Here is a 14,393-nt window from a genome sequence, read left to right as displayed (position 1 = left end):
TGCATCACGAACATTATGGCTTTATCTTTACCAACAGGCTGTTTTTTGTGCTCAATGAGTGTCACAAAGGTGTCACAATAAAGTGGCAGTGTAATCCGAATTAACTTGCCTGCTATCAAGCTGGCGCATCTACTTCGCAATGACCAAATCAAGCACGAAAGAATGAAGGCCTATACTGCGTTACTGCGGGAATTAGAGATATTGCAGCAAGAATTGATCGCAGTAGAAAATGACTCTGCCGAAATCTTAAATCTGATCGATGCGCATCATAAAGCGAGTGCCGCTAACTTGATTCATTACCTGGGGCTACGCCGGCGGGATATGCGCCCATTACAGAAGAAATTAGCCGCAGCCGGTTTGTCCTCCTTGGGACGCGCAGAGGCAGAAGTTCTCAGCAATTTGAATGCGATCATTGTATTGCTGCAGCACGCGCTGGGAAAGCAGGCACAAAAAAAGCCTACGGCCCTGACCATGCCTTCAGTCAGCGGCACTACCTTATTGGAAAATAATACAAAATCTACTGGGTAATCCTCCTCCCAATAGATGGGTGCGTATCATGGTGACGTTGCCCACCGAAGCTGCCAGTAATTACCAATTGGTCAAAGAGATGTTGCTGGCAGGGATGGATTGTGCCCGTATCAATTGCGCCCATGATAATGCAGCCCTATGGTCAAGGATGATTGCGTATATCAAACAAGCCTGCCGTGAAACAGGGCGTTCTTGCCGCGTTCTGATGGATCTGGCCGGGCCCAAGCTACGTACTGGACAAATTGCATTGGGCCCTGGTGTCATTAAATGGCGTCCTCATCGTGATGTTTACGGCAACCTGATCGCACCTGCCCGGATTTGGCTGTATCCTGAAAATGGATCGCCCGCTTATCCGAAACAGGCGGATGCTTGTTTGCCCGTCAAGAAAGATTGGCTACAGCAATTAACGCCTCAGGACAAAATCGAGTTTGTTGACGCAAGAGGTGCCAGCCGCACGCTCAGGATAGTTGAGCAGGCAGGCACAGGCTGTTGGGCTGAGTGTAATAAAACAGCCTACATCAGACTAGGGAGCAAGCTTAATCGGGTAGGCAAACGTGTCTCCGGAAAATCATCTCTGACGAATGCTTGTGAAGTGGGCGTATTGCCCAGGATAGCCGAGGTGATCCGGTTAAAACGCGGTGATCATTTATTGTTGACGCGCGAACAGGTTCCGGGAAGAGCTGCGCAATTGGATTCAGCTGGTCATCTCATTTATCCGGCGAGTATTGCCTGCCTGACGCCTGAAATTTTTGATCATGTTCAACCCGGGGAGCGTGTACTTTTTGACGATGGTCGCATTGGCGGGGTTATTCATAGTGTCAACGCGGATCATCTCGTGGTCGAGATTACCCAGGCGTGCGATACCGGCGAGAAATTACTGGCTGACAAAGGGATCAATCTGCCGGATACGCATTTAGAACTAAGCGGATTAACGGTGAGGGATATTGAGCATCTGGCGTTTATTGTGGAGCATGCCGATATCGTGGGGCTTTCTTTCGTGCAACACTCTGCTGACATTGAATTATTGCAAGATCATCTTCAACAGCTCGGCGGACAGAAGCTTGGGATCATGATCAAGATCGAAATACGTGCTGCCTTTGAGCAATTGCCGGAGCTTTTGCTTACGTTGTTACGCTGGCCGGCAGTTGGTGTAATGATTGCGCGCGGTGATTTGGCGGTAGAATGTGGCTACGAGCGATTGGCTGAATTGCAGGAAGAGATTTTGTGGCTGTCCGAAGCCGCCCATGTTCCGGTTATCTGGGCAACACAAGTGCTGGAAACGCTGGTCAAAAGCGGTAAGCCCAGCCGGGCTGAAGTTACTGATGCAGCCATGAGTGAGCGGGCTGAATGCGTGATGCTCAACAAAGGCGCGCATATTATTAAAGCTATTGCAGTGCTGGATAACATCTTGCAGCGCATGCAAGCGCATCAACGGAAAAAAAGCGCATTGCTGAAGCGTTTGCACTGGTAATGAAGTGGAAGCATGCTGACTTTTCCTTCGCTTGCAATTGTTATACTGTTAGTTTGCTAACCAAAATGAGCATTCCTTTCTGATTCAGGAGAAAACATGTCGCGGTTGAAATTTTTGGTGGCGTCGCTATGGATAACAATGCTTTTCTGCACACATGCTCAGGCACAACCGCAATCTGAGCGGGGTAACAGCGCAGGCTCAGGGAAATTCGAATTCGCATTGATAGGTGACATGCCCTACCGCGCTGATGATTATTGGAAATTCGATAATGTTATCCACGCCATCAATGCCAACGAGCAGTTGGAATGGGTGCTGCATGCGGGCGATATCAAGTCGGGTTCATCACGCTGTTTTGATGAATTGTTTCTGGATCGCTTGGAACGATTCCAGCGATTCAGAATACCGTTCATCCTAACGCCAGGCGATAACGAATGGACAGATTGCCATCGTATTTTTGCCGGATCGTACTTGCCGCTTGAGCGATTGGCACGTTTACGGCAAATTTTTTATCCACGCCCGGGTGTGAGTTTGGGGCAGAAAACCATGACCGTCCAGAGCCAGGCAAATGATCCAAATTTTCCGGAATTTGTCGAAAATGTGCGCTGGATGAGAAATCAAGTCTTGTTTGCAACCTTGCATATTGTTGGCAGTAATAATGGACTAGCGCCTTTTGCGACACGTACGCAAGCGGATGACGATGAGGTTGCGCGCCGGATAAACGCTGCCGTATCGTGGATAAAGCAGGCTTTTGACGAAGCTAACGCCATGAACGCGCGTGGCGTGTTTCTACTTTTTCAAGCCAATCCTCGATTTGAAGGGGCTAAAGGAAAACGAGCGCGACAGGGATTCGAAGAAATTCTCCAAGCGTTTGAACAAGCGGCCGTGGATTTTGGTAAACCCGTTATGCTTGCTCATGGGGATTCGCATTATTTCCGGGTGGACAAGCCCATGCGCGGCAGTGTGAGCCATCTTCGTCTGGGAAACGTCACGCGGGTGGAAACTTTTGGTGACCGCGACGTGCACTGGGTGCGCGTAGTGGTCGATGCTGATGCACCAGAAGTTTTTACTATCCAGCAGGAAATTATTGAGCAGAATCAGAAAAGCTATTCGCTGTTCTAGTGGACTAATGGATCGTTTCCATAAAACCCCTGTACCGTTCACGGTGAGCTCGTCGAACTGCTAAGCAACTGACATTGGCTTTCGACAGGCCGGATGGGGACATTTGTAAATATTTCACTGAAACAATCTCCTGGTTACTTTAGCGGTTTGCTGCTTGCGGCTGATCCAGTGACAGTAGTCGCTTATCCAGCCATTGTTCGATTTTTTCCAGGAGTTCATCGCGTAACGGTTGCGATGAGAACAGGTGCTCGTGATGGCTTATTTCCGGTAGCGGCAGTAGCGCATTGTCGGGATGATTCTGCAGGGTAGCCTGTGCGAAATCTTCGCTGCCCCAGGCAGGGGTAATTGGATCTCGCCCCGAGTAGATCAGCAAATAGGGGAGGGTAAACTCGTTCATGCGGCGGCGAAAGTGAACGACTTCTGCTTCGATTCCCTTGACATAGCGCAACAGAGTGCGGCGGATGATCCAGCCATCTGCGCGGATGCGGACTTTTTCTGCTTCGCTGTCAGTGAGATAGTCTACGACCCAAGGCGGTGAAACCGGCGTGAACAGCGTTCGCAGGCCGGGCCAGGAAAAAATTTCAAATAGACTATCGAGCAATGGCACAGTGATAAAGGAAACAAGCTGATTCACGATCAACAATGGCAAAGGCTCGGGGTGCGGATGCAGAAAATGTTCCTCCGCGTGAAACGATAACTTGATGAACGGATTTGCCAGCCAGCCGCGCCAGCCAGGAACTTCACTGACAGAAAACGCTGGCCCCAGCAGGACGATTCCTTGTATTCGCGTGACCGGATCAGGCGCTTGCCAAGTTGCCAGCAAGTAGGATGCAGCAATCAGGGAACCCAGACTATGAGAAACCAGGAAGATTGGTTTGTCTGGTTTGCCCACTTGATGCTGCTTATCGCAAAGGGGGATGAAATGGCGCAATGCCAGGTCCAGATCCTGTCGCATCGGCTCCAGATCATACAGTTGCGTTTGTGCCAGATAGGCATCACTGACTGACTGTTGGGCAGCACCCCCAGTCAGGGCCTGATCTGCTTGTTGCAGTATCGGATTGGATAGACCATGCGCATGGAGATCGAAGCCTGCCACCATGAAACGCTGAGCAAAATAGCGGGCTATTTCATCATAACGCCCGATATATTCATTCATGCCGTGCACCAGCAGCACACAGGCTGGCGCATCGTCTGGGTTGGCAGGCTGCATGACGCGCAGGATCAGAGGATTGGCCTCATTCGTCTGGTTGATCGGGATTTCCTCCCCCCAGCGGGGATAGGGTTCGGTGACAAACTGCCGGTGGACGCAACCCGCAAGCATCGCCAATAGCAAAAGCAGGAATACCAGCCTGGCGGATCGTTCCAGTAAAACCATGATCGGTCGCGGGTAACTTGTCGAACGGCTAAGCAATTGACATTGACCTTCGGCGAGTTTAAGCCAAACGGCGTTTTGGTAAATATTGTGCTCGCTCGGACTGCTCGTAAGATGCTTGCGGCAATCGATCATGACATCGTACGGTTGAGAAGGGGCCGCAGCTCTTGCAGTGAGCGTGTATTCAGTACGTTCTGTTTCTCCAGCCAGCCGCGCCGCGCCTGACCGACACCAAAGCGCAGGTTATCGAAATCCAGCACACTGTGCGCGTCCGAATTGATGCTGATCAGCACGCCTGCATCCTTGGCTGCCTGGCAATAAGTATCGAGCAAATCCAGCCGGTCAGGAGTGGCATTAAGCTCCAGGTAGCAGCCGCGCTCCTTGGCTTTGCGGATGATACGCAACATATCGACATCGTAGGGTTCGCGCTTGGCGATGAGCCGTCCGCTGGGATGGGCCAGCAGCGTGAAATGAGGATGATCCATCGCTTTCAGAATGCGCTCGGTCTGGCGGGCGCGGGACAAGCCGAAGTGACTGTGGATCGCGCCGACGACCAGATCCAGCTTTCCCAGCACCCAATCCGGCAGATCAAGACTGCCATCTTCCAGGATATCGACTTCAATCCCCTTGAGCAGGGTGATGCCCTGCAACTGCTCGTTAATTCGGTCAATTTCGTCCATCTGCTTGGTCAGTTGCACTGAATCAAGGCCCCGCGCAATCGTGAGCCGGCTGGAATGCTCAGTAATGGCCAGGTATTCAAAACCATGCTGTTGCGCGGCCTGAGCCATTTTTTTCAAGGTGTCATGACCATCGCTTGCCCTGCTATGCGCATGCAGGTCACCTTTCAGGTCACTCAATTCGATCAGTTTGGGTAAATATCCATGCCGGGCTGCTTCAATTTCGCCGCGGTCTTCGCGCAATTCCGGCGGAATAAACGGTAGCCCCACCGCCTGATAGACAGATTCCTCAGTTTCCCCCGCAATGCGCGCCTGCCCTTTGAACACGCCGTATTCATTGATCTTGAGTCCTCGCTCCTGCCCCAGACGGCGGATGGCAATGTTATGTGCCTTGCTGCCAGTGAAATAATGCAGCGCAGCACCGTAACTTTCCGGGCTGACTGCGCGCACATCCACTTGCAGCTTGCACTTGAGCACCACACTGCTGCGCGTCGGGCCGTGCGAAAGCACTTCTGCGATTTCATCATAGCTGCAAAAGCGCGCCATGACCGGGCTATCCGCCATAGCTGTGATTAAAATATCGATATCGCCCACTGTTTCCCGCGCGCGCCGGTAGCTGCCTGCGATCACTACTTGGTGGACACCGGGAATGGTACGCAGCCAGGTTGCCAGCGGTTCAGCATACTGAGCGGCAACGGCCAGTTTGAAACGGCTACTGCTGCCAGCGTGTACTGCCAGAGCGTCGGCAATGTGTATTTCGGTTTTTTCACCGAAGCCGGGCAGGGCCTGGATGCGGTGATCGCGCACGGCGCGTTGCAATTGCTCCATGGTATGAATATCCAGTTCATGGTACAGCGCCCTTACCCGTTTGGGTCCCAACCCAGGAATTTTCAGTAACTCTGTAATGGTCGACGGCAATTGCTTATGCAATTTATCCAGCATGGCACAGTGGCCAGTCTCGACGATTTCCCGTATCTTGGCAGCGAGATCATCGCCAATACCAGGCAGCCTGGTCAAATCCTCATCATTTTCCGCCATAGCCCGCACATCTTTACCCAGTTCCTGCAAGGTGCGGGCAGCATTGCGGTAAGCACGCACACGGAACACATTGGCGCTCTCGATTTCGAGCAAATCAGCGATCTCTTCGAAGATGACTGCAATATCGGCATTATGAATGGGCATGATCTCTCCTTCATTTTTTGGCGCAGGAGCAGGAAAACAAGTTATGAACATGCGAATTTAGATTCAAATCTGGCTGCTATGATCATAGTAGCTTCCCATCACTTTGACTAGTTTTGCCAGGCCTGCTGGTGCAATGAAAATTGACGCCCTGATTAGGGCGTCAACACGCCAGCGAAACGTCGCCGCATATTCTCCAGGTGCGAACCTTCCCAGTAGATGCGCTGGCAATTGACGCATTGACGGAAAGTTTGGAAGTAGCGCTTGGTCTTGGGTTCAAGCTGATCGAGGATAGCCGTTTTGTCGACGGGTGTCAGCATGCCATTACATACCAGGCAACGCGCAAACGGATGAATCAAATGGCATAGATCGAAGCGGCGGATGACTTCCTCGATCTGGCTATCGACATCGACAGCGCGCACCCAGTAGCCATGCTGGATTTGCTTGGCATGCAACAGGCGGCGATCGCGGGTCAGCACGATGCGTTGCTCGTTCACGGCGATTTTTACAATATCCGCATCGTGGAGATTGTTACGGTAGAGGCTGTCAAAGCCCAGTAAACGCATAAATTTGGCGAGCTTGCCCAGATTGACATCCAGGATAAAGCGAGGATCGGATGAAATCTGATCGCGTAATTGGGGCAAGGCGGCGCTATCCAGAGTTGTAAAAAATGGGTAAACCGAAACGTAATCGCCTGCCTGGAGTTGATAACTGAAAGTTACCGGCTGTCCGTTGACAACGATCAGCGCTACTTCGGTATGAGGTACACCCAAAGCTTCGATCGGATCTTTGATTCCTGGATGACCGCTGAAACGATAGCGCATCGTTTGCTGGCGCTGCTCGGGAGAAAGAAAATCATTCAGCTCGGCATAGAAACGAAATTCAGCTACATTATCGGGTTGCACGTTTCCTGCTCCTCGCTGATTGTCATAGGGTAAACTGCCAGAAAATCAGGGCTGATATGTCAATCATTTGATCTTGCTGTTACATTTTGACAGTTGCAGCGTAGCACGTTATCTCAAACAAAAGCAAAAAGGATAAAAGGAATGAGTCGAGGTGCAGAGTGAGCTTGTTATCAACTGGAACGAAACCAGTCCAGGATAAGGCTAAATAACATGAAAATACCGGGAGTGGTGATCATAAATAAGCATCGATGCATACTGCCAACAGTTAATAACCTGGCTGGCTTGATGCAAACGGGAGAATAAAGGTTGATCAAATCAATACTGGAAGTGCGCGGATTATTTTATTCGCTTGAGGTCATCCGGCCATGACCGCCATGATTTTTCAGCTGCTAGGGGGTATCGGCCTGTTTTTAATGGGCGTGGTACTGCTCACTGACGGACTCAAGGCGCTAGCCGGTGGCGCGCTTAACCGCGCTCTGGTGCGCTTCACTGGCACACCTTACAAGGCATTTGCGTCCGGAGCGCTGGTGACCTTGATGGTCCAGTCTTCCAGTGCGACCACTATGACGCTGATTGGTTTTGTCAGCGCAGGCCTGCTTACTTTCCCGCAGGCGGTCGGCGTGGTGCTGGGTGCAAGCCTGGGAGCTACTGGCACTAGCTGGGTCGTTTCGATGCTCGGCTTGAAAGTCAGTTTAGGTTTTTACGCATTGCCGCTGGTGGGCGTCGGTGCGCTGTTACGGTTACTCTCCCATGGACGCTGGCGCTCGCTGGGTCTGACTCTGGCAAGTTTTGGCCTGATTTTCATAGGTATCGATAAGCTGCAAAACAGCATGCAGGATATGGCCGGGGTCTTCGATCTGGCTGCGCTGCCATCGACTGGCGTGATCAGCCGCCTGGCAACAGTGGTGATCGGGATGCTCATGACGGTCATCATGCAGTCCTCGAGCGCAGTGGTAGCAACGACATTGACTGCCCTGCATGTCAATGCAATCAATTTTGATCAGGCAGCAACACTCGTGATCGGTGCCGCGATCGGTACAACTGTTACCAGCGCCCTGGCGGCTAGTGGCGGCAGCGTTTCCGCCAAACGCACTGCACTGGCCCATATTGCATTCAACCTGGTTAGCGGCATCATGGCCCTGCTATTACTACCCGCATTTTTATGGGGGCTGGCATTCGCGCAACAACAGATGGGCTTGGAGTCGGGTGCGGTAAGTCTGGCTGCTTTCCATACTGCTTTCATTACCTTGGGCGTGGTAATTTTTCTACCTTTTAACCGTACTTTTGCGCGCTCGATCGAGCGGCTGTTGCCTGAGCAGGGGCCGCGCCTGACCCGTCACCTGGACGATACCTTGTTACAGGCGCCGGCAGTTGCGCTCGAGTCCACGCGCCGTACCTTGATCGTTACCACGCTTGAGACGATCAGCCTGCTGAATCATTTGCTGAGCAGTGCGGTGGCGCGTGTAAGCGAGCCGCAGCGGGTTGAAGTCAAGGATGCTCTAAAAACGACACAACACTTCTTTGCCAAGATTCCACCCATTACCGATGACGAACCGCTATCCCGCTCGCGCATGGCGCAATTGCATGCGATTGATCATCTGGCACGGTTGCTCACTCGTTTGAACTTATCTATAGCCACACGCAAGGTGATGGCCCAGCCAGCACTGCACGGTGCGTTGACTCGTTGCCAAAAGGCGCTGGTATTAGCACGCCAGGGATTGCTCAATCGGGTGTCACCCCAGTGGATGATGCAGATGGAGCGCCAGGCGCAAGCCTTGGCAGAGTTACGTCATGACGAGCGTCTGGTCATCCTGCGCCGGACAGCCCACGGCAAACAGAGTCCGTTCGATGCGCTGGAGGCATTGGATGCCATTCGCTGGCTGGAGCGTGTAACCTATCATACCTGGCGTCTATGCCATTATTTGGCTGAAGAGGAAGCCGAAAACAGCGAGATGGAGCCGCCAGATTCCTTGGACGAGTGAAGCTTCGGCTGCGAGCGTGTGCAACGCGGAGTTTTTCATAATTGTACGCATTTGCATTATTGCCTGCCTATTTGTTGTTGCTTAACATCATCGTGCAGCAAAGCTGTGTTCGTTTCAAAAACTGGGCCAGATCAATTTGAACAGCAATTCTCAAATGCTATCCCTACCGTAACGCATTTTAGGAGGAATCATGACATTAAAACAGTACGGCGTTCTGAAAGGCAAGGCGATCAATAAAATCATTGGACAAGGTTCGAGCCCGCATTATGAAGTGCATCTGATCGACGATACCACGGACTATCGTATCGCGATTAATGTGAAATCCAAGCTGGCGCCCTCAGAGCTTTTATATTTAATCATCGACGATTTTCACCACCCCATCCTGGAAAAACTGATTCGTCTGGATAAGGGTTTTACGCCACTGGAGAGCGCACCAGACAAAATGGCGCTTGATTTCATCCGCGGCAATCTGTTCGATCCCAGGCAAATGCGCCCTTTACCACATAATATCCCTGGGCCGGATAATGATCTCAATGAAAAAATTGATGCTTATGTCCAACGCGCCATTGGTGACGAGCGGGCGAGTATTTATGCTTTCGGCGAGCGTTGGGGGCCGGAAGCAAAAATAAAAGACAAATATTTTGGTTTCCTGCCTGGCAACGGCATTCACGATATCCACATGAATCAAGGGAATGTCGGGCAGTTTATTGAGGAAGACGGCGTGTGGCAGGATGGCGGGCTGCTTTTTCATTTTCCGAGCATAGAACAGGTGGGCGCTGGCAGTGAGCTGTGGCCAGAACAATGGGTCGCGGTTTTCCTGGCTTTCCAATCACAGTGCTGGCATACCGACGATCGAACCGGCCATCGACTCCCTGGATGCGATGGCCTGATACCCCCTCAAATAGAATCTGATATTCAAATCATCGCGGCGCTGGTCAATCCGAAAGGGGACGATGCCGGAAATGAAACGGTGACCTTGATTAATCGCTCGCCAAACACCGTTGATTTGTCCGGCTGGCTGATTGCAGACAGGAATAAAAGGCGATCCTTTATCGGTAACATGGTGCTTAACCCGGGTACAACCGGGGTGGTGAAACTGGATGGTCAGGGCGCGCAGTTAGGTAATAATGGCGGCATTATTAGCCTGCTTAATCCCGATGGGCTTAAATATCACGGCGTATCCTATACCAAGGAGCAGGCTCGTAGCGGCTGGACTATCGTGTTTTGAGGCTGTGCTCAATAGGGCTATCGCTTCCTCAACCAGAATAGGAGAGCGCATGACGCGTGGATTCCTATGGTGATCCAAATATCATGAGGTACTCACCAGCGAAAAGACCCACTGAAGCCAATATTAGCAATAGCCCTCGCATGACAGGCTGTTCCAGCATGGGATAGAAGGCGCCGTAATTGATGCTGCGTATTTTCTGAATGATTGTGTTTGCATCGTTTCCATTACTGTTCTTGGCCAATTTTTCCGCACAGTTGATGGTTGCGATCTTGAGCAATTCAGCTTCTGACCGGAGCTTGAAGCCAGCATAAAAGAGCAGGGTTATGCTGATGGCAAACGTGATCCCGATGGCTAACGGAAAGTCCAGGTTGTGGAAATAATTGATTCTGGCAAACAGCATCAGCATCATGGCAATCAGCGGATAATAAATAAGCCGGTCGACCACGCGCGTTCTTTTGGCGACCAAAGTTACGAGTATTTCAAGCGATTCCAATGATTCTTTCTTGTTCCTTTCTTTGATATAAAGCGCTTGATCTTGAGGGGATTGCAAAGTAGTCCAATCAACCAGCAAAGGATGTTTTTTGCGCAGTTTTTTTATCCAGTAAAAGCAGAGTCTCAAGGCATCCAGTACAAAAATGATCAAGAACATGATGGCGGTGAAGCTGGTTGTTTGGAAAAAGGAATCCCAACCACAGCTTGCTCCCCGGCAGGGAGAAGGCCAAACGGGTAACAAAAAGGGCAGCATGCTATCCAGAACGACAAACATGGTCACGAAAAATAACCATATTTCAGTTATGCTCACTAGACGCTGCCTGAGCCGGCCATGCTCGTAATACTGTTTCCACAAACTATCGAGAGGGATTGTTTTGTTGGAAGTGTCATCTTCAGTCCAGCTTTTAATCGTTTTGAAGTTTGGATTAATTAAAGTAATAGAGAAGAGTGATAGTGTGAGGAAGGATAAACTAATGATTGTTGCTGTTCTGTTAGGAAGGTAACTCCATACTAAATATAAAAAGATAAATATGATGACGAATTGTATAACGATTTTTATATACAATTTGGAATTATTAAAATAACTATGGGGTAACGAAGATAACCAAAATAACCAGGATAGCCAAATAGATATCCAGGATAGCCAAATAGCTGTTAGTGCAAATAAATCTAAATCTGCCTCTGTAGCTGGTGAGACAGCATATGGCTGGTACAGCATGATATTTATCAAAGAAGAAATGACAGCTAACAATCTAAAAACCAATTCTTGTTTATCGATTTCAGTTTGTTTTAGATTATCGATTATTCTCTTGATCGAGAAAGGAATATCATCTGTGACGAGTGTCTCAAGTTGGTTTTTGCCACTAAAATATCTTCTATTCAGGCGATCAAAATTGATTTCAAGTATTTCTAGTGATTTTAATAAGAACAGCCCTGCCAGCAAGCAGGCAATAATCCGTATCAAGATGGTCGGCCAAAGACTGGCGCCGTCAGTCAAGCTAAGTGGAGCATTGGCTTTATCCAGCGCAATAAGCCAAGTCACATAAAAGATGGCCGCTGTCACTGACAGCCAGCCAATCAGAATACTCGAATTGGGCTGTATTTGGGATAGCAAAAAAATCATCGCCAATGTGATGACGACCGATAAAACCCATATCACTTTGAGTTGAGTGAAATTGTCATAGTCAGGATGAACAGATTGATCCAAATTAATCGCGCTCAACGGAACCGGGCCATTTCTGCCGATTTCAAAAATCAGGGGAGAGAGATCTTTTTTAGGCAAGTTGACTTTATCTTCTTTACCTGCTGCTGCGATTAAGGTGGCGTAATAAAGCGCGGTTTGCTGGCTATCTCGGAAGGGCGGGGATTGTTTCTGATATGCTTCCTTGAGTTTTAGATCGAAGTGGGAAGCAACAATCAGATTCCTGGTCCAGCGCCACTGCTCCGGGTCGAACATTTGTGCATCCAGATCGGTTGTGAACAAAACGATATTAGGCATTTCCTTGCGTAATGCCTGGAAAATAAGCAATTTATCGTGAAAGTCACTGCCAAACACGCCGACGGCTTTGATGTGTTGTTTGAGATCAGGCTCATTATGAGTATTTTTGATTTCGACAGCCAGTCGATGCAGGTAATCAAAGCGGGCTGCTCCAATAGGCGGATTATGGTGGTCAATAATGGATAGCCGGTCATTCTGTTTTTTGGCGGATTGATCGTCTTTATTTTGATTCTGCTTATCGGTTGTTTGCAGGTAGGCATCCAGGCCTTTTTGATAGGTAATGTTTCTTATTTTTGTGCTACAGCCGTTTTTTTCTTCAGGAATTTTCTGGCTAAAAGACTGACAGAATAGCGAACCAAGCTCGCGGATATTTTCTGTTTCCTGTTCCGTGATGATGGCTATCTCTGTAGGTTTGGCGATTCTACGGTGAACAAATAGCTCTTGCACCAGCTCAGCAGTCAGTGCCTTCGTGTCAAATTTTTTATTCTTTTCTTTGGCTTCTGGACTATCCCAACCTTTTAGATAAAGTGGAGCTAACAAATCTATTTCATAGATTGAATCATTCTTATTGAAGCCCGTTAGCTTTGATAAAGAAAGGCAATTTTCATTTGTGGAGTTGCTTTCTGCGCATTTAGCCCTTCTGTCTATCCAGATCACGGCGATATCTGCTCTATCTGACTGGTTTTCCTTGGACTGATTATAGTATTCCCAGCGCATGTCAAATTCTTTCTTATCATCATTCAGGCAACTAGAAGAATAAAAGTAAAGCTGGTTGGGTTCCGAAGGAAGGTAGCCTGATTCTGTCAATCCTGCCATGACTGCATGGCGTTGCCGGATACGGCTTTCTTGATGATCCAGGGTGTTGGGGTGAATTTCTACCCATGACACTAACTTCTTGTGGCTTTTTATTTCTAACGGAGAACAATAATCAATCGGGTTTTTCCATGATACTTTCGGGTCAAAGCCAAAAGGGTCTTCCCATGGCCAGCTTTCATAGGAATTGCCTTTGATTTTTCGCTCCTGTATCTGCTTGTAAGTTGGGTCAGCAGGGCGATCACTTTTGATAGGCTGGTCATGCCAGATCATGAGCCCGAATACGATCAGTAAGGCCAATCCGGCAATTGCCAAATCTGGTTCTTTTGATGAAGATGTCATTTTGCTATTCCCCTGTATTATTCCGTTTTACTGGATGGGTCATATCAAACTAACCGGCGCTGTGCTGTTTCATGCGCACGCTATGAGCATAACTCATTTCTAGCACTTGATGTCGTAAGTTGCAATCAATGCGAAGGGTTTTGTATGTTTCTTGACTCTTTCAGGAAGCGGATTGGGATCTCGGGCTAACCCGAAAAATGAAGTTTTTATGCTTCCCGTCGCCGGTTGCTGACTTTTCAGCTTTTTTCAGAGACAATCGGCTTATCATGAAAAACACAGCTATTCTGGAATTACGCGGCATCAGCAAGGCTTATGCGAATGGACGGCAAGTATTATCAGATTTGTCCTACACCCTGGCAGCAGGCGAGTATGTGGCGATTATGGGAGATTCGGGGGTAGGGAAATCAACGCTGTTGAATCTGATCGCCGGTTTGGATACGCCCGATAGCGGCGAGATTCGTATCGATGGCATTGTACTATCAGCAGGGGATGACGATGCCGTCACTTATTTGCGGCGCAGTCATTTTGGTTTTGTCTTTCAGGCATTTCACGTCCTGCCTCACTTGACCTTGCTGCAGAATATCGCCTTGCCGCTGTTGCTCAATCGTTTGCCGCTCGAGCGCGCCGAGCAAATGTTGGCTGCGGTCGGGTTAGAGGGACGGGGGCAGGATTTCCCGCGGCAGTTATCGGGCGGGGAGTTGCAGCGTGTTGCCATTGCGCGCGCGCTGGTGCATCGCCCGCGCTTGATTCTGGCCGATGAGCCGACAGGCAACCTCGATCCGGATAC

10 protein-coding genes are annotated in these 14,393 nt (G+C 49.7%); 6 read left to right on the top strand and 4 right to left on the bottom strand.

What is annotated here, in order from left to right:
* Window positions 1-162 precede the first annotated feature (162 nt).
* The 3 genes from J5I83_RS03610 (at window position 163) to J5I83_RS03600 (ending at window position 3,118) form a co-directional block, all read left to right on the top strand.
* Entirely contained in the window at window positions 163-528 is a 366-nt protein-coding gene (locus tag J5I83_RS03610) for a hypothetical protein (protein ID WP_304053348.1), read from the top strand.
* Between the two features lie 28 nt (window positions 529-556).
* A complete protein-coding gene (locus J5I83_RS03605; protein ID WP_304053345.1) occupies window positions 557-1,999 on the top strand; it encodes a pyruvate kinase in 1,443 nt (480 codons plus the stop codon).
* Window positions 2,000-2,095: 96 nt separating this feature from the next.
* Window positions 2,096-3,118 (top strand): metallophosphoesterase, encoded by a 1,023-nt coding sequence (locus J5I83_RS03600; RefSeq protein WP_304053344.1) that lies wholly within the window; start codon window positions 2,096-2,098, stop codon window positions 3,116-3,118.
* A 139-nt stretch (window positions 3,119-3,257) separates the two neighbouring features.
* Here J5I83_RS03600 and J5I83_RS03595 read toward each other — a convergent pair whose 3' ends face one another.
* The 3 genes from J5I83_RS03595 to J5I83_RS03585 all read right to left on the bottom strand — a co-directional run bounded on the left by J5I83_RS03595 (window position 3,258) and on the right by J5I83_RS03585 (window position 7,251).
* Window positions 3,258-4,625, bottom strand: a complete 1,368-nt coding sequence (locus tag J5I83_RS03595; protein ID WP_304053343.1) for an alpha/beta hydrolase — start codon at window positions 4,623-4,625, stop codon at window positions 3,258-3,260.
* Window positions 4,622-6,349 (bottom strand): DNA polymerase/3'-5' exonuclease PolX, encoded by a 1,728-nt coding sequence (polX, locus tag J5I83_RS03590; RefSeq protein WP_304053341.1) that lies wholly within the window; start codon window positions 6,347-6,349, stop codon window positions 4,622-4,624. Before polX ends, J5I83_RS03595 begins: the two co-directional genes overlap by 4 nt.
* Window positions 6,350-6,501: 152 nt before the next feature.
* Window positions 6,502-7,251 (bottom strand): Mut7-C RNAse domain-containing protein, encoded by a 750-nt coding sequence (locus J5I83_RS03585; protein ID WP_304053340.1) that lies wholly within the window; start codon window positions 7,249-7,251, stop codon window positions 6,502-6,504.
* Window positions 7,252-7,616: 365 nt separating this feature from the next.
* Between J5I83_RS03585 and J5I83_RS03580 the strand changes: the two genes are divergently transcribed.
* Window positions 7,617-9,233, top strand: coding sequence for a Na/Pi symporter (locus J5I83_RS03580; protein ID WP_304053339.1), 1,617 nt, complete (start codon window positions 7,617-7,619; stop codon window positions 9,231-9,233).
* Window positions 9,234-9,423: 190 nt separating this feature from the next.
* Window positions 9,424-10,461 (top strand): DUF2278 family protein, encoded by a 1,038-nt coding sequence (locus tag J5I83_RS03575; protein ID WP_304053337.1) that lies wholly within the window; start codon window positions 9,424-9,426, stop codon window positions 10,459-10,461.
* 64 nt (window positions 10,462-10,525) lie between these two features.
* Here the strand turns inward: J5I83_RS03575 and J5I83_RS03570 are convergent, their stop codons facing one another.
* The gene (locus tag J5I83_RS03570; protein WP_304053336.1) at window positions 10,526-13,606 is read right to left on the bottom strand and encodes a hypothetical protein; all 3,081 of its coding nucleotides are present in this window, start codon (window positions 13,604-13,606) and stop codon (window positions 10,526-10,528) included.
* A gap of 266 nt (window positions 13,607-13,872) precedes the next feature.
* Here J5I83_RS03570 and J5I83_RS03565 point away from each other — a divergent pair.
* A partial coding sequence (locus J5I83_RS03565) for an ABC transporter ATP-binding protein (RefSeq protein WP_304053335.1) occupies window positions 13,873-14,393 on the top strand: 521 nt, incomplete at its 3' end.

The organism is Nitrosomonas communis (genome assembly GCF_024102715.1).
In the GTDB taxonomy this organism is placed as follows: Bacteria; Pseudomonadota; Gammaproteobacteria; order Burkholderiales; family Nitrosomonadaceae; genus Nitrosomonas; species Nitrosomonas communis_B.
This window is presented reverse-complemented; position numbering and strand designations above follow the sequence as displayed.

Coding starts and splice junctions, on each gene's coding strand:
- J5I83_RS03580 (WP_304053339.1), top strand. CDS start 7,617: ATGACCGCCATGATTTTTCAGCTGCTAGGGGGTATCGGCCTGTTTTTA.
- polX (WP_304053341.1), bottom strand. CDS start 6,349: ATGCCCATTCATAATGCCGATATTGCAGTCATCTTCGAAGAGATCGCT.
- J5I83_RS03570 (WP_304053336.1), bottom strand. CDS start 13,606: ATGACATCTTCATCAAAAGAACCAGATTTGGCAATTGCCGGATTGGCC.
- J5I83_RS03595 (WP_304053343.1), bottom strand. CDS start 4,625: ATGATCGATTGCCGCAAGCATCTTACGAGCAGTCCGAGCGAGCACAAT.
- J5I83_RS03605 (WP_304053345.1), top strand. CDS start 557: ATGGTGACGTTGCCCACCGAAGCTGCCAGTAATTACCAATTGGTCAAA.
- J5I83_RS03575 (WP_304053337.1), top strand. CDS start 9,424: ATGACATTAAAACAGTACGGCGTTCTGAAAGGCAAGGCGATCAATAAA.
- J5I83_RS03610 (WP_304053348.1), top strand. CDS start 163: ATGAAGGCCTATACTGCGTTACTGCGGGAATTAGAGATATTGCAGCAA.
- J5I83_RS03600 (WP_304053344.1), top strand. CDS start 2,096: ATGTCGCGGTTGAAATTTTTGGTGGCGTCGCTATGGATAACAATGCTT.